This window comes from Treponema vincentii F0403, assembly GCF_000412995.1.
GTDB lineage: Bacteria > Spirochaetota > Spirochaetia > Treponematales > Treponemataceae > Treponema > Treponema vincentii.
Genome location: NZ_KE332512.1, coordinates 1,882,171 through 1,901,296, shown reverse-complemented (window position 1 = coordinate 1,901,296; position 19,126 = coordinate 1,882,171). Strand labels below are relative to the sequence as shown.

General features: G+C 44.5%; 19 protein-coding genes. 8 read left to right on the top strand and 11 right to left on the bottom strand.

Going from position 1 to position 19,126, the window contains the following annotated elements; genetic code table 11:
* Positions 1–54 precede the first annotated feature (54 nt).
* Positions 55–279, bottom strand: a complete 225-nt coding sequence (locus HMPREF1222_RS08620; protein WP_016519071.1) for a YdbC family protein — start codon at positions 277–279, stop codon at positions 55–57.
* A 434-nt stretch (positions 280–713) separates the two neighbouring features.
* Between HMPREF1222_RS08620 and HMPREF1222_RS08615 the strand changes: the two genes are divergently transcribed.
* Together HMPREF1222_RS08615 and HMPREF1222_RS08610 are read left to right on the top strand one after the other, a co-directional pair.
* Positions 714–1,007: a LysE family translocator gene (locus tag HMPREF1222_RS08615; protein ID WP_016519070.1), complete on the top strand. Its 294-nt coding sequence runs from the start codon at positions 714–716 to the stop codon at positions 1,005–1,007.
* Between the two features lie 3 nt (positions 1,008–1,010).
* On the top strand, positions 1,011–1,394 hold the full coding sequence (locus HMPREF1222_RS08610) for a type II toxin-antitoxin system HicB family antitoxin (RefSeq protein ID WP_016519069.1): 384 nt from the start codon (positions 1,011–1,013) through the stop codon (positions 1,392–1,394).
* Positions 1,395–1,566: 172 nt separating this feature from the next.
* On the opposite strand, the gene HMPREF1222_RS08605 is transcribed toward HMPREF1222_RS08610, so the two are convergent.
* Positions 1,567–2,019 (bottom strand): hypothetical protein, encoded by a 453-nt coding sequence (locus HMPREF1222_RS08605; RefSeq protein ID WP_016519068.1) that lies wholly within the window; start codon positions 2,017–2,019, stop codon positions 1,567–1,569.
* Between the two features lie 405 nt (positions 2,020–2,424).
* Between HMPREF1222_RS08605 and HMPREF1222_RS08600 the strand changes: the two genes are divergently transcribed.
* On the top strand, positions 2,425–2,889 hold the full coding sequence (locus HMPREF1222_RS08600; protein ID WP_016519067.1) for a DUF3990 domain-containing protein: 465 nt from the start codon (positions 2,425–2,427) through the stop codon (positions 2,887–2,889).
* Positions 2,876–3,328 carry a hypothetical protein gene (locus HMPREF1222_RS08595; RefSeq protein WP_244870139.1) on the top strand — a complete coding sequence of 151 codons (453 nt, stop codon included), beginning with the start codon at positions 2,876–2,878 and terminating at the stop codon, positions 3,326–3,328. The genes HMPREF1222_RS08600 and HMPREF1222_RS08595 overlap by 14 nt, the downstream gene beginning before the upstream one ends.
* Positions 3,329–3,477: 149 nt before the next feature.
* Here the strand turns inward: HMPREF1222_RS08595 and HMPREF1222_RS08590 are convergent, their stop codons facing one another.
* Positions 3,478–3,864, bottom strand: coding sequence for a PIN domain-containing protein (locus HMPREF1222_RS08590; protein ID WP_016519065.1), 387 nt, complete (start codon positions 3,862–3,864; stop codon positions 3,478–3,480).
* Entirely contained in the window at positions 3,861–4,088 is a 228-nt protein-coding gene (locus tag HMPREF1222_RS08585) for a hypothetical protein (RefSeq protein ID WP_016519064.1), read from the bottom strand. The genes HMPREF1222_RS08590 and HMPREF1222_RS08585 overlap by 4 nt, the downstream gene beginning before the upstream one ends.
* 547 nt (positions 4,089–4,635) lie before the next feature.
* Here HMPREF1222_RS08585 and HMPREF1222_RS08580 point away from each other — a divergent pair.
* A complete protein-coding gene (locus HMPREF1222_RS08580; RefSeq protein ID WP_038076625.1) occupies positions 4,636–6,621 on the top strand; it encodes an ATP-dependent helicase in 1,986 nt (661 codons plus the stop codon).
* Between the two features lie 29 nt (positions 6,622–6,650).
* Here HMPREF1222_RS08580 and HMPREF1222_RS08575 read toward each other — a convergent pair whose 3' ends face one another.
* Genes HMPREF1222_RS08575 through smpB form a run of 4 tightly spaced genes read right to left on the bottom strand, consistent with a single transcriptional unit; the run spans position 6,651 to position 10,865 of the window.
* Positions 6,651–7,403, bottom strand: a complete 753-nt coding sequence (locus HMPREF1222_RS08575) for a lysophospholipid acyltransferase family protein (RefSeq protein WP_006188448.1) — start codon at positions 7,401–7,403, stop codon at positions 6,651–6,653.
* Positions 7,404–7,413: 10 nt separating this feature from the next.
* Positions 7,414–9,534 carry an ATP-dependent DNA helicase gene (locus tag HMPREF1222_RS08570; RefSeq protein WP_016519062.1) on the bottom strand — a complete coding sequence of 707 codons (2,121 nt, stop codon included), beginning with the start codon at positions 9,532–9,534 and terminating at the stop codon, positions 7,414–7,416.
* Between the two features lie 6 nt (positions 9,535–9,540).
* Complete coding sequence (locus HMPREF1222_RS08565) at positions 9,541–10,392, bottom strand: TP0183 family DNA metabolism protein (RefSeq protein ID WP_016519061.1); 852 nt, start codon at positions 10,390–10,392, stop codon at positions 9,541–9,543.
* Positions 10,393–10,400: 8 nt separating this feature from the next.
* Complete coding sequence (gene smpB / locus HMPREF1222_RS08560) at positions 10,401–10,865, bottom strand: SsrA-binding protein SmpB (protein WP_016519060.1); 465 nt, start codon at positions 10,863–10,865, stop codon at positions 10,401–10,403.
* A 126-nt stretch (positions 10,866–10,991) separates the two neighbouring features.
* On the opposite strand from smpB, the gene lepB reads away from it, so the two are divergent.
* On the top strand, positions 10,992–11,705 hold the full coding sequence (gene lepB, locus HMPREF1222_RS08555; RefSeq protein WP_006188443.1) for a signal peptidase I: 714 nt from the start codon (positions 10,992–10,994) through the stop codon (positions 11,703–11,705).
* Between the two features lie 15 nt (positions 11,706–11,720).
* Positions 11,721–12,902, top strand: a complete 1,182-nt coding sequence (locus HMPREF1222_RS08550; RefSeq protein ID WP_016519059.1) for a coproporphyrinogen-III oxidase family protein — start codon at positions 11,721–11,723, stop codon at positions 12,900–12,902.
* A 62-nt stretch (positions 12,903–12,964) separates the two neighbouring features.
* Here the strand turns inward: HMPREF1222_RS08550 and HMPREF1222_RS08545 are convergent, their stop codons facing one another.
* Both HMPREF1222_RS08545 and HMPREF1222_RS08540 read right to left on the bottom strand, forming a co-directional pair.
* A complete protein-coding gene (locus HMPREF1222_RS08545) occupies positions 12,965–13,627 on the bottom strand; it encodes a methionine ABC transporter permease (protein ID WP_006188441.1) in 663 nt (220 codons plus the stop codon).
* Positions 13,624–14,625, bottom strand: coding sequence for a methionine ABC transporter ATP-binding protein (locus HMPREF1222_RS08540; protein WP_016519058.1), 1,002 nt, complete (start codon positions 14,623–14,625; stop codon positions 13,624–13,626). Before HMPREF1222_RS08540 ends, HMPREF1222_RS08545 begins: the two co-directional genes overlap by 4 nt.
* 205 nt (positions 14,626–14,830) lie before the next feature.
* Here HMPREF1222_RS08540 and HMPREF1222_RS08535 point away from each other — a divergent pair, with 205 nt between their 5' ends.
* Positions 14,831–16,333, top strand: a complete 1,503-nt coding sequence (locus HMPREF1222_RS08535; protein WP_016519057.1) for a Do family serine endopeptidase — start codon at positions 14,831–14,833, stop codon at positions 16,331–16,333.
* A 174-nt stretch (positions 16,334–16,507) separates the two neighbouring features.
* On the opposite strand, the gene HMPREF1222_RS08530 is transcribed toward HMPREF1222_RS08535, so the two are convergent.
* Entirely contained in the window at positions 16,508–18,907 is a 2,400-nt protein-coding gene (locus HMPREF1222_RS08530) for an adenylate/guanylate cyclase domain-containing protein (protein WP_016519056.1), read from the bottom strand.
* Between the last annotated feature and the right edge of the window lie 219 nt (positions 18,908–19,126).

The following is a 19,126-nucleotide window of genomic DNA, read 5'->3' as shown; positions in this document are numbered from 1 at the left end:
CGGGAGAACCTCTGAAAGCTCCGCTCGCTTTTGAGGTTCTTTATAGGGAAGATGTTACAGCTGCATACCGTTCAATAGCGCTTTAAGCGCGGTCAGTTCTTCCGTAGTGAGCGTAACCCCTTTTCCCATTTTTTCGTGATCGGGAGACCAACTGCGGAGGTCGTATTTGGGGCTGCGCCCGTTCCATGCCACCGAGTTTAATTCCATCGTCCATCCGCTTTTTGAAGTAGAAAGAATCCCATATTTTTGCGTAATTTCATAGCTGAATTCATCTGCCATAATTCCCTCCATATATGTGTTATAGCATAATCTCATCGATAGGGCTAGCGAATTGAAATCGTTTTTGGAAAACTGAAATTATTTTACTTTTTTGTTATATCTGCTTGACATAAATGTAATCTTTTGCTAACATATAATCATACAAGAAGTTCCTTGTAAGGAGGTCGTTATAAGTCAAAGGCGTTCGTAAAAGTATTGATAAGTGTGAATGATTTATACTCTATTTTAAAACCGCTCCATCTTGCATACTCCTGGAGCGGTTTTTTTTTGCCTAAACGGCAGCTCCTCCCCGCTATTTCCCTATCGTATGACAATTATGAATCAAAAAAAAAGTGATTTTTCAAGCTGTTTTGCCTCCGGTGATATATAATATAGAAGATGCCTGCTAGGATAACAATATATGCAGCTATCCGCAAATACAACAGGAGCCAGCTATGAATTACATTGCCTTTTTTAGTTTTGTATTTTTTACTTCGATTACTCCGGGACCGAATAATATTGCCGCAATGATGTATTCCAGCAAATATGGCTTCCGCAAAGGAGTTCTCTTCGTTTTCGGATGTTTGATTGGTTTTTTATGCCTTATGCTGTGCTGTGCAGTGTTTTCTTCAATTCTCTATGAAACGATCCCTGCAATTAAACCTTTCTTTTTAACGGGCGGTGCATTATATATGCTCTACCTTTATGTTGTAAATAGTATTTTGAAACAAGCAGGCTTAAAGGAGTAAAGAATGTATATATACCCTGCATTTTTCTATAAAGATGATGACGGTTATTCAGTTGTTTTCAAAGATTTAGAACTGGCGACCGGCGGCTCTACTTTACAAGAAGCCTTACTAATGGCTGAGGAAGCATTAACGGGAAGAGTGTATCTTATGCTGCAAGATGGTGAAACGTTACCGGCAGCTACGGAAATTGAAAATATAACAAAACCGCAAGATGCTGATTTCGTTACTCTTATAAAAACCGATAAGAAATATTTGATACAAGACAAAAGTATTCGTAAAAATGTAACGCTACCGGCATGGCTTGCAGAGGCGGCGGAAAATGCAAACCTCAATTTTTCACAGGAGTTGCAAAACGCATTAAAACAAAGGCTGCAAATAGCATTGTAATTTTATTAAAATACGCTCGTACCGCATAATTATGGTACGGTTTTTTCAATTACAATTCTGATCAGGGCGCATAGCATATCTATTCTCTTCTCCGCACGAATAAAGACGGGGCGTTGCGGGCAGTCCCAGCAGTGGTTCAGGATGCTTCTACGTGTAGATACTTTATATACTGCTATAACTGCTCAAAGAAATCTTTAATCCGTTCTTGCGCAAATTGATTATGCGCTACAGAGTGATCTTTGATTACTGTTTTATCTTCTTCTGATAAAACAACGCCTTCTTGTTTTAATCCGGTCAATAGCGTTTCGATATCCATAAAAGGTAAATGCCGACACATAAACGGTATCGCTTTACAGATTATCGGCTCTTTCATGCCGGGTGTCATTGCTTCAAGTTTTTCATCGATATACCGCTGAATATCATCATGCTCGGTAAGGTACCGCCGTTTAGCAGCCGTAAATAGTTTCAATTTTGTATCGATCGGCGCATTACACAAAATAATCGCGGTAAAAAGATTAACACCGTCAAGACGGATATCTAATGCTGATTGCTGCGTTTTCTCCAATTCTTTTTGAAACCCTGCAAGGTCTGCTTTTTCTAAAATGAATACTAATGGGTTGCTCATAATGCTATCCTCCTGAATAATAAACCTACTCGGCACTAATTATAGCTATATCATCAAAATATGGTATAAGAAACCCCTCTGCCGATCGCCTAAAAAGATTACCATTTTATTAGACAATGAAGTTATAGATTAGTTTCAGCACATACCAGCAGAAAGTAAGATACCATCATGGGGATACCTTTCCTTTTTACAGATAATACAGTATGTTTTCAGAAAGACAAATCTCAATTATAATACTTAGAAAGGGAAGGTATAACTTCTGCAGCAAAATAAGGCTGCCTCGTTAACCGTCGAGTTTGCCGTTCGGCAAACATCGCTTATTGACGTGTGCGCTACCGCGTACCAATTCGCCCGCCTCCAAAATTGATATTTTGTTCGGCTGTCGAATTTTAAGGAAACTGTTTTATGATACTGTATCACGGAAGCAGGGAAGTTGTAAAAACCCCGGAAATCCGCATTCTCCGGTATAGTAAAGACTTTTACTTTGGGTTTTATTGTACGCTCATGCGCGAGCAGGCCAAAAGATGGGCAGTGAGATTCTCCGGAAAAGGGATAGTGAACGAATATGAATATGTTCAGAATTTCTCTCTCAAAATGTTGAACTTTCCGGAGATGACAGAAGAATGGCTTGATTTTATCATTGATTGCCGGAGAGGAAAATCTCATGATTATGACATAGTGGAAGGCCCTATGGCGAACGATACTATCTTCAATTATATTCAGGATTTCATTGATGGTAAAATCTCCCGATCTGCATTTTGGGAACTTGCAAAGTTCAAAAAGCCTACCCATCAGATAAGTTTTCATACAGCGCGAGCATTGGAGACATTGACTTTCAAGACGGCTTACGAGGTATATGATGAAAAATAATAGTTCGTTATTTTATGTGTGCAGTCTTTTGGAATATATCGGCCGCCTCTGCAAAATTGAACGGTCAAAACTGGTAAATCAACTTGGGAAAAACAATATAAAAAGACTGTATAAAGATGCAGACGCGCTTCATTGCGAACCGATTGAAAAAATTGCCGATGAAGTTATATCCATTTATAATATAACATCTGGAGACTTTGATAATGTTTTACGGTGCCGTTATGCAGTTCCGGATTATTGGACAATCGGCGCAGTATACGAACGCCTTATTGAAGATATTTGTGCAGAGAACAACTCTCTTGATTTTATTATTGACACATTGGTCTCCGTTTATTCGTCATGGATTGACGGAGCAATTTCAAATTATAATACGGATTTTTTTTATCAATCCCGTGAGTATATTTTTGAATCGTGGAAAGAGGGTGCTCCGCTGGAATAAGAAAACCAAACTTCCTAGCAGGCACCTTTATAGTGGCTAAAATTCGCTTTTTTATCTCCTTTTAAAAGAAATCAAAAAAGGCTTATATAATAAATACTAGAAGGCATCTCTAAAAACTGAGGTTTTTTAGAGATGGTATACGGCCTTATTTATCTGCTTATCAATAAAAGTTTAAGTTCAGGAAGAACCTTTTGCATCAATTTAAAATGTTTATCATTTGTCCAGACTTCGCAATCATATTTTATTGCAAGAAACGCAATTATAGCATCTTGAAACGGAACTACAAGTCCATTTTTCTTAAGCGTTATAAACTGTTTTGCAAGTGCAATCCAATCATTTTCTACAAAATTCAGATAATAAAAATCTTCGAGAGTTGTTTGTATTTGTACAAAGTCATTCGCAGATTTACTTCCGCGTAAAAGTTCTGTTTTGATAACACCGCAAAGTGCAATATCATTCTCAGAAAATATTTTTGCGGAAGCAGCTGTAGGATTATTCCAAAAATCGATGATAATATTTGTATCTACCAGAATCATATCAAACTTGCCTCGCGTAATTCGGTTACTGCATCTTGATCCAGATGGATTTTCCCTGCTAACGCAAAGAATGCTTGCTTATCTTTCGGTTTTGTTTGCTTAGTATAATTTTCCGTAACCCCACAATTTTGCTCTGCTTCAAGCAATTTAATAAAAGCTGACACTGACACCAATAGCGGCTCCGGCAGCATTTTTACTTGATTAATAACTGTTTCATAAGACATTGGGGAAGTTCCTCCTTTTGTAATTATAATTTATTGGTTTCCATTATACTATCATAATGCTTTTTAGATTAAAATAGGTAATTCAGAGTAATATTATTCATTTTCATACTATTTAAATCTATAACTGTTTCGTCTACAAAAACTTCCCAAGTCATTTCTCCATCATGAACTAATTCAAGATTATCATCAATATGCTGTAATAATGGATCTTCTTTTGCAATGGAATAAAGATTTCATAATTTTTCTGCCATCCATGGCGGTATTGAGCTGAAACTCGCGTTCAAAAATTGACAAGGATGTCAATTCAGAAGCAACATGGATGTACACTTTTGACGAGGGGGTAGCGCAATAACAAGTGCGCCGCTTGTTCTACACAGTAGTAACTTTTGCAGCGCAGCGGAAAAACGTTACCCGGATATTACAGAAAAGGCGTACTTTTATGGAGCGCAGGGGGAGACTTCCCCCACCAAATAACCGACTAAACGAACAAAAAGCCCTAACTCTTCCGTTCCTTTTTCTCTTTTTTTATGCTATACTCCCCAGTCTTATGAATACGGAAAATTTGAATCCTGAGCAGGCGAAGGCGGTCAACACGATTAACGGGCCGGTGCTGATTATTGCGGGGGCGGGGTCGGGGAAGACGCGTGTGATTACGTTTAGGATTGCGCATATGCTGGAAAGCGGGATTCCGCAGTCGCAGATTTTGGCGTTGACCTTTACGAACAAGGCGGCGCGGGAGATGGAGCAGCGGATTAAAGAGCTGACGGGTAAGAAGTTACAGAATTTAACGATTAGTACTTTTCATGCGCTGGGGGTGAAAATCCTGCGGGAATATATTGACCGGCTGGGATGGCGGCAGAATTTTAGCATTTACGATGAGGTAGACCGCAATCAGCTGATTAAGGAGTCGGCAAAGGAACTGAAAATTTCGACGGAAACGCTCGATGTGTACGGAGTGGGGACGTTGTTTTCTCAGATAAAGACGGGGCAGAAAAACTTTACGGCGCAGACGGCGGTGTATCGTCCGCTGTACAACGAATATCAGGCGGGGCTCAAGCTATTCAATGCGGTGGATTTTGACGATTTGATTATGCTGCCGATTAAACTTTTTACCGAACATCCCGATGTGCTTGCGGTGTACAAGAACCGCTACCGGTATGTGATGGTGGATGAGTTTCAGGACACGAGTATTCAGCAGTATCAGATGATGCATTTGATTGCGGATGATAATGTCTGCGTGGTCGGTGATGATGATCAGTCTATTTATTCGTGGCGGGGGGCGAATTACGAAAATATCCGCCTGTTTGAAAAGGACTTTCCGCATCTGGTGGAGATTAAGCTTGAGCAAAATTACCGTTCCACCGGTACGATTTTAGCGGCTGCGAACGGAGTGATTTCGCACAACACTAATCGGAAGGAAAAAGCGCTGTGGTCGGGGAACGGCTCCGGTAAGCCCATCGAAATTTTTATCCCGGAGAATGAGGCGGCAGAGGCGGATTTTATTGCGGACACTATCCTTACGGAGAAGATGCGCGAGAACCGGAGCTATGCGGACTTCGGCGTTTTGATCCGCACCAACGGCTTGGGACGCGCGATTGAAGAAGCCTTTCTTGATGCCAACATTCCGTACCGAATGTCCGGCGGCACGAGCTTTTTTCAGCGCAAAGAAATTAAAGACATTATCAGCTATCTGAGGGTGATTGCGAATCCCGACGATGATATTAACCTCTTGCGGATTATCAACACACCGCGGCGCGGCATTGGGAAGAAAACACTGGAAGTGCTCTCCGCAATCGCAACGGAAAAGGAGTGCTCTATCCGCATGGCGATTCATGCGCTGCTTGAGCGTCCGCCTGATGACTTCCGCGAAAAGAGCCTTGCCGATTTGGAGGAATTTGTTGAGCTGATAAGTTCCGAGCGGAAACAGCTGCTTTCGGGAAAGGGCTTGGCAAACAAGGTGCGGAAACTCGTGGAGCGCATTCAGTATTTTGATTATCTGACGCAGGAATTTCAGAAAAACGAAAAAGCAGCGCGCTTTAAGTTTTTGAATATCGAAAGCCTTTTGCAGTCTATCGATACGTGGGAGACAAACCCTGACAACTTTGACCCTTCGCTGTATACCTACCTCAATCGCATCACACTGTTGAGCCGCGATGATCAAAATGAGGAAGATACCGGCGAGGTGAATATCATGACCATTCACGCAGCGAAGGGGTTGGAGTTCCCGGTGGTGTTTATTGCAGGCGCTGAGGAAGGCATTATCCCCCATGCCCGTAGTATGGAAGAAAATGCGGGAGATGTGGAAGAAGAGCGCCGCCTGTTCTATGTCGCCATTACCCGTGCCCGCGACAAGCTGATCATTACGAGCTGCCGGACTCGGCGCAGGCAGGCTGGTTTGTTGGAGTGCAGCCCCTCGCCGTTCTTGGAAGAAATTCCTGCGGAGCTGGTGCAGTACCATGAGCCGGAAACGGAACCGGAGGAAGAAGACATCGCCAAGATGTTTGCACAGATGAAAAAGAAGTTTTCCATGTAAGGTTATTGAACGGTAAACACTATCGGCAATTAATTCTTTTGTTCCCGCCAACGCTGAAGCTGTTCTTGTATCAGTTCTTTGCCTTCTGCCAAAACTTTTAGTTGCGCTTCTTTTGTGGTAGGCGCAGGATATATTTTAAGGGCTTTTACCCGGTATGCACCTCCGCGCAAGTTCGTTGCAAGCCTCGTTATCGAAGAAATGTTCCACCCTCCGTCCACCGCAGCGACAACCACCGGCATCGGCGCCTTCGACAAAAACCGCCTAAAGCCTGCAGAATGAAAGGTTCCGACCTCGCCGTTCTTCGATCGGGTACCTTCGGGAAAGAGGATGGGTATCCAATCATTACGTATTACCCGCTGTGCAAATAAATCCATTGCCTGCATCGCCTGACTCGGACTGCCGGTGCGCTGTACAATGCAGTGCTCGTCGCTTTTCAGCATAACGGAAACCAAGGGCACGTAATCTGCAAGTTCCTTTTTTGCAACAAAGCGCACCCGCTTACCGCCAAGGTAGTTCATATATACGACAATATCGAGTATGCTTTGGTGATTGGAAATCAGCAAATATTGTTCCGGCAGCTGCGGTACGAGAGTATAATCGCCTTTAAAGCGGAAATTCAAATAAGCGGCAAAAATTGAAAAAATACGATGAGCTATAACGGTTGAAATATGTATATTGATTTTTTTACACCACGGGCGGTAAACGGCATAAAAAACACGGTTTAATAAGGCCCATCCTGCTATCGCGCCGATACAGCATATTATGCAAAAAATTCCAAGCATGGGAACTCCGTCAATACAAAAAGTTTTCGATAGTATATACTATTTCTTGCAAAGATGCAAAGCATTGTTTTGTCGGCGGGATACTGTCTATAAATATTCTGCCGTACTGCTTCACAAGAGCCCGTTTGTCGAGCAGCGTTACAATGCCGCGGTCGGTCTGCGAACGCATCAGCCGGCCGAACCCCTGCCGGAATTGCACAACCGCTTCGGGGACGCTCAACTGCATAAACGAGCTGCCGCCTCTCTTTTCGATGGCATCCGCACGGGCGCGGAAAAGCGGAGCGCTCGGAACGGCAAAGGGAAGTTTAACCAAAATAACATGACTGAGCGCCTCTCCCGGTACGTCGATTCCCGCCCAAAACGATGCGGTTGCAAACAAGCTGCTGTCTATGTGTTCCTTAAAGGTTTGTAAGAGGCGACTCCGGTCGTCCTCACCTTGCTGCAAAAGCTCCATATCGGGAAGCTGCTTGCGGGCGTGTGCACAGGTTTGTTTTAACGACTCGTAAGAAGTAAACAGAACGAGTGTTTTTCCTCCGGTCATCTCGATCAATTTAGTAACGGCGGTGTTTACGAATTGCTGAAATTGCTCGTCGTCGGGGGCCGGCGCATCGGTCGGAATATTGAGCAATACATTTTTATCGTAGGGGAAAGGGGATTCAAAGGTACCCGTGCGAACAGGTTTATCCGAAAAAGAGTGCAGCCCTACTCTCCCCAGCCAATACGAAAAGCTTGTGCCGATTTTCAGCGTTGCGGAAAGCGCAATGACGGTATCGAAGGGCGTAAACACCGCCTGCCTCAGTAAACCCGACATATCAACCGGCGTTTGGTTAAAATACGGAACTTCGCCTGCGGCGCTTTGATACTTTTCTACCCAAAAGACATAATCGGGCAGCTCCTTCCAGCGGAAGAAGTTTTCGAGCGTTTCGGAAATTTCCTGTAAACGATGAAGCGCAATCGAACCCTCACGGACAGCTTCTTCATACGGAGAACCTTCATCGGGTTCGGCATTGGTAATCAGCACCGCCAGCTTGACGTTAAGGATATTCAGCTCCGCATAAAAATCCTTGCAGGCGGTAAGCAAGGCCGCTGTCTTCGATGCCGGCACCTGTGTAAAACTGAGGCTGCCGACATTTCCGCAGAACGAAAGCGCCTGCGCCTCCAATGCGGAATAAGAGGACTGCATTTTGGCAAGTGCATCGAGAATAGCAGGCATCAACTCGGCTTTCGTCGATACGGCTGTAATTTTTTCGAGGCAGCCGGCGGCCTTTCCTTTTTTAGTCCGCGAAAGCGTTGTAATGCTGCGGGTAAGGTCATAGCGGGAAAAAGTACGCGAAAAAAATCCGCTTGCCGCCTCTTCAATCGTGTGCGCTTCGTCAAAGATAACCGCATTAAACGGCGGCAAGACGGCGGTAGAAGCATAGCCAGCCCCTTCCTTTCTACTGGCAAGGTCTGCAAAGAGCAGATGATGATTTACAATTAAGAGCGCCGCTTTTTCCGCCTTTTTACGCAGCTTCATTACAAAACAGTCGGTATAAAAGGGGCAGCGCTGGCCAAGGCAGTTATCCGATTCGGAGCAAATCTTTGCCCACAGCCCCGCCGCCGGCATAAACGGAAGGGCGGATCGTGCGCCGTCTTCGCATGTCTGCGCCCATTTTTGGATGGCTGCAAGCTCTTCCGCCTCTTGATTAAAAAGATCCGGCTCCTGTATCGTCTGCACGAGCCGCCGCAAACACAGATAATTCTGCCGCCCCTTAATGAGAACCGCCTGAGGCTGTTCGGGTCTTTCGCCGAGTATTTTTAAGGCGTCGGGGACATCCTTATCGATTAACTGATGCTGTAAGTTTATAGTACCGGTTGATATAACTATTCTGACTTTGTTGGCAAGCGCCCATTCAAAGGCGGGCAGCAAATATGCCAAACTCTTTCCGACACCGGTTCCCGCTTCAAACACCCCGATAGCGCTGTCGTTAAAACAATGGGTTATAGCACGGGTAAGATCAAGCTGAGGAGGACGCTCTTCATAACGGTCAAAAAAAGACGCAAAACTGCCGGTTTCTTCAAGGTAGCCGGCTATTTTATCGGCATTAAGGCGGTGGTATACCCGCTCTTCCGTTTCATCATCGTAATTCATGGGAACTTAATCGCGCAGCCATTCGACCGTTGCAGTACCGTATTTAACGCTGATAATAGCCGTCTCATTGTATTGGATCTGCGCATCGACCTTTGTGCCTGAAAGAATTTTTTTATCGGGCGATACCAAAAACCGCCACTGAGGAGGATTGGTTTGCTGAACTGCCTGCTGTGCAATTGCATCCGGTAAATTAAGAAATTGACGCGGCTGCAAACTTCCTTTCTGCGTTACCAGCAAGTATCCGTTATCTATTTTTAACTCAAGTGACACGGATACGCCGCTTGAAAACACCGCCATACCGCGGCCGCCGCGCAAAATCATCACACGGTCAAGTCCCGGCTCACCCTTCCATGAACCGGCAAGCGAATCAACGGTTTCGACATATCCGAATTCGGCGGCAGGTTCGCTCTGAGGCGCAGTGCTTGCAATTTGTTCCAACGGCACCGAAAAATCAAAGAGGTTAAACACCAAAAGCCGGGAATCGAGCAGGATTTTGTTAATACTACCGTATACTTTTGAAATAATACGGGTAAACTGATCCTTTCTTCCCTTTAAAATAAGTTCAAGTTTAAGCCCTTCAGGAACTTCTTCCAATACACCGAAGAAAATATAATCGATAGCGGTATCCGCGGGGAAATCCGCCGGTACGGGCTCCTTGCGTAGGTCAAAGATTGTATATGTTTTAAGTTCTTTAATAAACGAAAAGACGAGATTATCGACTGTTTGGGCGGTTTGCTCAGGTATTGCCGGAGCTTGTAACTGATAAACGGCAACCCCCGGTATTGCCGAAAGCATCGCCGGTAGGCTGATAAGCAGTAGAAGCGCTATATATGACGCCTTTTTTCTTCCGTGTTTCATGCTTGTTATCACCTGTTTTTTAGGTGCAGTTCCCGTTGCATATCCCGCTTAATATCCCGCTCCTTTATATCGGCTCGCTTATCAAACTGCTTTTTACCTTTACAGATGCCAAGCATGACCTTAATGCGTCCCCGTTTTAAATAAAATTCAAGAGGAATAAGCGTGTATCCCTTTTCCTCCGTTTTTCGGGTTAACCGTTTAATTTCATCTTTATGCAGCAGCAGTTTTTTAGGACGGTCGGGATCATGGTTAAATATCGAAGAGTAAACATATTCCGAAATATGAAAATTCTTCAGCCACACCTCATTCCGTATAATTTCGGCAAACGAGTCGGGAAATGAAATTCGCCCGTCCCGAACCGATTTAATTTCGGTGCCTTGCAGCGCAATGCCGCACTCTATTGTTTCTTCAATAGAATAGTCAAAATGCGCTTTTTTGTTCTTTGCGATAATTTTTATCGGCTCTCCGTCCATTGAACCTATTATATTCATCTGAAAATACTTGTCAACGTAGAGGCAAAATGATACTGTATTCCCAAAAGATGGGACGGCATCCTTTATGCGGGAATATGCCGATTTTGATGATAAAATAGGTTTTTTATGTTTTTTCAACGGTACAAATTTACTTCATATACTGAACGGCGGGAAAAGCGGTTTAAAACTCTCCGTATTTTTTTTATTATTTTCTTAATTTTCATAATATATCAGCTTATCAGCTCATATATTATCACCACCTACCGCATTCAAGCCGATACGATGCAGCCGACTTTTTCCTCCGGGGATATGATTATCACCGCCCCTTTTTATTCGGCTCAAAAAGATATTGAGCGGGGAACGCTCGTAACAGTCGAACCGATTGCAAGGCCTCATCAAAATTTTTTTGAAAGAACAGCGCAAAAAATCATTACATTCTTTACCTTTCAGCTCATTAATCCGTTTGCCGCCCATCAGCCGTCGCAAGCAAAACCATTTATCAGGCGGGTTGTCGGCATTCCCGGCGATACGGTATATATGGAAGGGTTTGTACTGCATATTAAAACAAAAAACGGCGGGCATTTCTTAACCGAGTTTGAAGTAGCCGACAACGACTATAACGTTAAAATCGAAAACCTTCCGGAAAACTGGGATACGTCGCTGCCGTTTTCGGGCTCATACCCGGAAATCACACTCAAAGAGGGGGAATATTTCGTATTGTGCGATAACCGGATAGCCTCAAGCGATTCCCGTCTTTGGGGACCGTTACAGGCGGCTACACAGATTAAGGGGCATATATTGATGCGCTACTGGCCGTTCTCCCATATTTCAATTTTTTAAACTAAATCGGTAATCGTGAAGCCTTCCGGTCTTTACATCCATATTCCTTTTTGTACACAAAAATGCCGGTACTGCGACTTTTACTCGTTAACCCAGCATTCGATAGCGCAACAGACAGGCTTTCACCCATATCATCCTAATCCTCACTTTATCGAACGGCTGCTGCAGGATATCCGTTTTTTTAAAGAACGCTATGCTATTGAAGCATGGAGAACAATCTATATCGGCGGCGGAACTCCTTCGCTGCTGCACCCCGGCGATATACGCTCCCTTGCCGCCGGCATCCGCGAGGGACAGATGCTGCCGGTTGAAGAATTCACAATAGAAGCGAATCCCGAAGACATTCACGAAGAATGGCTTGCAGCCTGCAGCGAAGGCGGAATTAACCGGCTTTCCATCGGCGTACAGTCTTTTGACAATACCGTACTGGCTGCAAACGGGCGGCGCGGTTCAAAGGAAAAAACAATACAAGCCTTGGAGGCTATCAAAAGCCGATGGCACGGCAAGCTTTCCTGCGACTTAATTGCAGGGTTAACCGGACAAACCGCACAAAGCCTTTCCGACGATGTCCGGCGGCTGATAGACTACCGCATCGAACACCTTTCCCTCTACGGACTTTGCAGCAGCGAACCGCTTCCGGAAACCCGCGAAGATTTTATTTCGGAGCTTTTACAGCAAAACACCACACTCCTCGCCGCAAACGGGTACGTCCGATATGAAGTGTCGAATTTTTCGTACCGAGATAAACACCGATCCGTTCACAACCAAATCTATTGGAAGATGGAACCGTATGCCGGCATCGGCCCTGCTGCATGCGGCACCCTCGTACACGAAGATACGAGCGGTGGCTTTACCGCAGCGGAACGGTTTGAAGGAATAAAAGATATCGGACGCTGGATGACAGCACCCGACCGCACATCGGTATATACATACGAGCGCATCAGTCGAAAGACCTTTTTGGAAGAAGTATTGCTGATGGGGTTTCGGCTTTCGGAAGGGATTAACCGCGGAGACTTTTCCCGGCGGTTCGGTGCGGATATTACCGCCTATATCGGCAACACCCTAAGCCGCTGGGAAAAAAGCGGACAGTGCCGCATCGAACCTGAGCGGACATATCTTACGGAAGAGGGGCTTTTATTCCTCAACCGCTTTTTAGTGGATGCGCTGTTGGAGCTGGATACAAATGCAGCACGATGACAGATTGCCGCACTAACTTGCAGAAAAGTTAAAGCCGCTGTCTGCTATGCCCGCACTTTCCCCTACCGGCGTTTTGCGAGCGCTGTGCTGAGCCTTGTGCCGAAAAATTGGATAAGCTCTACCATCACTAAGATAACGATTACCGCTGCCAGCATAATATCGCTGCGGAACCGCTGATACCCGTACCGGATTGCCAAATCGCCGAGACCGCCGCCGCCGATTGCACCCGCCATTGCCGAATACCCGATAAGATTGATAATAGTAAGCGTAATGCCTGCAACAAGAGGCGGCAAAGCTTCCGGTATCATCACTTTAAAGATAATCTCCGCCGTGGAAGAGCCCATCGCAACAGCCGCTTGGATAACGCCGCGGTCGATCTCCAGCAAGGCGCTTTCGATAACCCGTGCAACAAAAGGGGCGGCGGCGATGGATAGCGGAACAACCGTTGCAGCGGTTCCGATGCTGGTACCGATAATAATCCGCGAAAACGGAAAAAGCAAAATCATCAATATGATAAACGGGAATGAACGCAGCACATTTACAACCCTATCGATAAGCTGGTGCAGTACCGGCTTAGGCATCAAATTTTCTTCCGCCGTGATACACAGCAACACGCCGAGCGGCGCCCCGAGTATAAATGAAAACAACGTAGAAAAGAATACCATTATAAGCGTTTGCGCCGTCGCCGTTCCTACCAGCTGCAATAATGTTGACCATGAACTCATCTGTGCGTCTCCTCTACTTTGATGCCATTTTGATTAAGATAGGCAAAGGCTTTTTGCATATTCTCCGGCGAACCGTTTATATCGACAAAAAGGGTTCCGACAACGGTGTCGCCGACTTTCTGCATACCGCCTGCGCAGATATTAAATTCAATACCGTAATCGCGGGAAATTTTGCTCAAGACCGGCTCGCTCGTCAATTCGCCGGAAAAGCGGAGAGTATAGGCGCCGCCGCTTTTAGACCATCGGATAAGTTGCGTGTCTTCGGGATTTAACGGGTTGATATGCATTAAGAAATCTTTGGTTACTTCCGACTTGGGCGCGGAAAAGATTTGGCGCACGGAACCTGTTTCTGCGACGGCGCCGTTATCGATAACGGCAACTTGCTGGCAGCAGTCGCGCACAACTTCCATCTGGTGCGTAATCATCACAACGCTTAAATTCATATCTTTTTGCAGCCGTTTAAGCAGTTCCAAAATTGAGCGTGTCGTCTGCGGATCGAGCGCGCTGGTCGCTTCGTCGCAAAAGAGAATATCGGGAGAAACCGCCAAGGCGCGGGCAATCGCTACCCGCTGCTTTTGTCCGCCGGATAAGGTGCTCACCCGTGCATCGCCGCGGCCTTCAAGCCCTACGACCTGCAGCATTTCTTCCACCTTTGCAGCAATGGCACGTTTCGGCATCCCTGCAATTTCAAGCGGATAGGCGATGTTGCCCGCCGCTGTCCGCGATGCAAATAAGTTAAAATTCTGAAAGATCATCCCGATTTTCTTATGCTGATTCCGTAAGAGCTTGCCGGTTAATGTATCTACGCGGGAGTCCCCGTAGTAAATCTCTCCCGAATCCGCCGGCTCCAAAAGACTTATCAGCCGCACAAGCGTTGATTTTCCTGCGCCGCTTTTTCCGATAATTCCGAAAATCGTATTTGAAGGAATTTCAAGGCTGATATTATCCACCGCCTGAAGCTCCCCGTACCGTTTGTTCACATTTACTAACCGTATCATCCGTACATACAAACAAAATATAAAATCTCTGTCAAGTTATTATTGCCGACCGATGTATCATAATAGTATTTTATATGTTTAAGAAACAGTTAATTTAAGGAAAGCCTCTAAAAAGCTGCAGGTTTTAGAGATTCCAAATACACGGAATAAAGAGGGCTTCCGAGCCGTACATCTTTTCGGAGCCCTTTATATTGGAGGTAAACTCATGTATTTAAAACGAAAGTTTAAAACGGCACTGGCATTTACTGTACTGTTGAGTATGGCCGTGATGATTTTTGTATCATCTTGCTCTGCAAGTCCCGCTTCGGCGGCAACGGTTTATGCCGACACAAAGCATTCGGACTCAATTACAAAAGAAACAATTTCCCTATTGGAAGGACTGCAAAGCGCTAACAGACAGGTATCTGCCGCAATTTTGCCGTCGGTAGTAACGCTTTCGGTTACCGAAATTAAGAAAGTCCGCAACCCGCTTTCGGGCGAAGGTTTCCCATGGTTCTTTTTTGGAATGCCTAATCAGAATAACGGAGAAAAATCCGACGGGAACGACAACGGAGAGCAGGAATATAAGTCCGAAGGCATGGGATCGGGCGTTATCGTGCGTAAGAGCGGTAATACCTATTATGTGCTGACCAATCAGCATGTTACCGGCACGGCGGAAAAGATTATTGTCAAATTATATAACGGACACACCGCAGAAGGAAAACTTGTCGGCGGCGACCAGCGGCGCGACATTGCGTTGGTTTCGTTTGAATCTACCGAAAAGGATATTGTCATTGCCGAATTGGGAAATTCCGATGCGGTAGAAGTCGGCGATATCGTATTTGCTGTGGGTTCCCCGCTCGGATACGTATCGACGGTTACCCGCGGTATGGTCAGCGCCGTAGGACGGTCGGGCGGTCCGAATGATAACATCAACGACTTTATCCAAACCGATGCGGCCATCAATCAAGGAAACTCCGGCGGCCCGCTCGTCAATATCTATGGGCAGGTTATCGGTATTAACACGTGGATTGCATCATCAAGCGGAGGATCTCAAGGGCTCGGTTTCTCCATCCCGATTAACAACGTCAAAACGGCAATCGACTCGCTCATTTCCGACGGAAAGCTGAAATACGGATGGGTAGGCGTACAATTGACGAGCGCTGACGAAACGGTTATGAAGGCGCTCGGTGTCGGCGACAAAGCCGGCGCTCTGGCTATCGACGTATTCCTCGGCTCTCCTGCTTTCAAAGGCGGTATCCGTCCGGGAGACTTCGTTATCAAACTGAACGGCAAAGAAGTTAAGAGTGTCGATCAGCTTGTCCGCGATGTCGGCGATCTCCGCAGCGGTACTACCGCAGAATTTGTCGTTATCCGCGACGGAAAAGAACAAACGCTTTCCGTGAAAATTGAAGAGCGCGATCAGAAGATCGTTACGGATTCGTCAAAGTTGTGGCCGGGATTTATCGGTTACGAACTGGATACCGAAATACGGGATAAATTAAAGCTGGATAAAAAACAAACCGGAGTGCTGGTAACCAACATTACCAATAAAACACCGGCCGTGATTATCGGGCTTAAATCGGGCGATATTATTACTGCGGTAAATGATGTGCCGGTAGCTAATATGCGCGAGTTTTATCGCGAGTTATCAAAGGTCAAAAAAGAAGTATGGTTCGATGTGCTGCGTGAAGGGCAGACATTATCAACTATGCGGTATAAGTTCTAGGTAAGAACTGAAACATCGGCTGGGGATGTCGAAAAAGTAACCAACTTTTGAGACATTCCCAAGTAACCGCTCGGCATAAAAAAGCACCGAACAACCGGATTGGTTTATCGGTGCTTTTTTTATGCTTTATGCCGCTGCTAACGGTTACATCAATCTAACGGTTGCATAAACCGGTTATTTTATATGCATGGCAAAAACGCCTTTCCAGTCGGCAGGTGGCGGAGAACTTTGATAATGCGCTATTCGATCCAAGAAAACTTTAGACGGCTGATCATTATATTTTTCCACACACTCCAAAAAATATTTTTCGGCAGTCTTCCATTTCCGTTTCCGGTAATACCCAAGTCCTTTTTCAAAGACCTCCTTTAGATCATAAAGTTTATCTCCGGTATTTTTTTGTATATCCTGTAAAACTTCAAAAATCCGGACGACTTCCGTTTTTCCCTGTACGGTTATATAATCAAGTTCACGGCAAATAAAAGAATCATTAAGGTTTTTATAAACGGATTCCGAAATAATGGTTTTTGAGCCATACTCTTTGTTCGCGCTTTCGAGCCGCGCCGCTAAATTGACCGTATCACCGATGGAGGTAAAATCTTTTCTTGTCTTTGAACCGACGGGACCGAATATAACATATCCTGTGTTAATTCCAATACCGAGTGAGATTGTTTCTCTACCGACCTTCATTGCAGCCTGTTGTTCATGGTAGAGCGCTTCCCGTATTTCCATCGCAGCCTTACAGGCATTTATTTCTTTTTGAGGCCCCGAGAAAAAAGCCATTACTTCATCACCGACATACTTATCAACATCACCGCCGTTATCAAAAATAATCTTAGTTTCAATATTAAGATACCGGTTTAAAATCATGATAACTTCCCGTGCCGGAAGTTTTTCACAAAGCTTCGTAAAACCTCTGATATCGGTAAAAAGGAAACAAAGATTCCTCGTAATCCCTTTGGCTTCGGTATCCTTCTCTGCACTCTGCAGTGTGTGAAGCGACAGATAGGGAAGTATTCTGCGCACGAGCGTAATAATGTTTTTTATTTCTTGAGAGAGCGTTTTTATTTCATCCCGCGTATTAAGGTTATCCTCAAAGACCAGCTTGCTTGCTTCAATTTTTGCATTACCCGAAAATATTCCGCTTAATATATTGGTTGTTTTTCTAATATTTACACAAAGCTGAATAATAGGCGCGGCAATAAAATCCGCAAGAAAAAGCGTTATAATTATTGCAGCATATAAAAAAACCGCTGCGAGCGAAAATATAAATACCTTTGCTTGAAAATACGGCCTGTCAAGTATCTCTTGCATATATGTTACAACTGAAAACCCGACGAGTCTTTGCCCGTCTTTCCGCGAAAAGGTGATGGGATATACATAAAGGCACGTTCCCTTTTCGGGATTATAAATAGGCTGATTTCTGGTACTTTGGTTTTTAAAATGCTTTATATAAAGAGCCGCTTCTTCCGCAGTAATGCGTTTTTCTTCTGCCGGTATATCGCCCACCGATCCGGGTTCCGTTGTATAAGAGAACACATTGAAATCCGGAAGCTCTGCCGTATCATCGATTTTCTCAAGAAAAACAGGAGTTTTACTGTCTGTTGTAATAATATCTACGCGGCGGTGCGGAAAGGGGGAAGAAGCATTTGTCTTTTTTATACCTTCGAGAAAGGCGCTGATTTTTGCATGGAGACCATCGGAAAAATCATAAATTGCTGCAACCTGTTCGGCTTGATTCGTGCCGGTCGTATTGACATTTTGCGTCAAAAGCAATTTGTAGTTCTTTAAGTCCGTATAGATAAAAGTTGAAATAATAACAATAATTGCGATAAGAATGACACCGGTTATTTTATTTTTTAAGTGTGTCTTTCTTTCAGGATCATTCAGTCCGCCTATCAGATGCTGAACTTGTCCTTTTATATTTATACCGAATTTTTTTTTCTCTTCCGGCTGCCCGTCTACAGCTATTTCCGTTTTCTCATATTCGTGCTGTTTATCCGACCGCTCCGTTTTTTCGGTATCAAGAATCAACTGCTTATATTCGGCATAGGCTTCATTATTTTCTTTTATAATGGAAATGCCGCGGCTGATTAAGAAGATATGAAAGATGAGCGCTATAAAAAAAGCGGCATATACTAAAATGCTTAAAGACTGGAACCAACGGATAGTGTTGGCAAATACCGTCATTCCTGAAACAACCGTAGAAAGATAACATGTTACCGCAATAAGCGCGGTTATCATAACAATGTTTTGCGTAATTTTTTTACAGAAAATTGAAGTTAAAATAATGAGAAATGCAACCGGCAGTAAAAAAAAGGAAAAACAGCTGATATAAAAAAAATAAAAATCTTTTTGTACCAAACCGGAGAACAGAACCGTAAAAGGGTATAAAAGCTGCGAAGGCTGTTCATAATTAAGGAGATCTAATTTATCCATGCCGAACGGTAAGGCCATCAATGCAGCCAAAATAATCAGTGTGATAACTTGCAGCTTATAGGGGTAATCAGCTACCTGTTTATGTTCTGTGTCTAACTCTTCTACTGTGTTTAATTCTTCGCCTTCGATTTCACTCATCACGGTGTCCTATATTTTGATAATAACTTATACTCGAAACAATCGCCTTTCAGCAGCCTGCCGTCATTTTATATGACCGGCCTATAGTTTATATTCTCGACATATTTTGTCAAGGGAAAGCCATCAGGGTATGGCAGGGAAATTTTTACCCCGGCGTAAAAATCCTTTAATCGGCCGTTAATCTGCAGAGCCGTTAATCCGCAGCTATTCATGATTGTG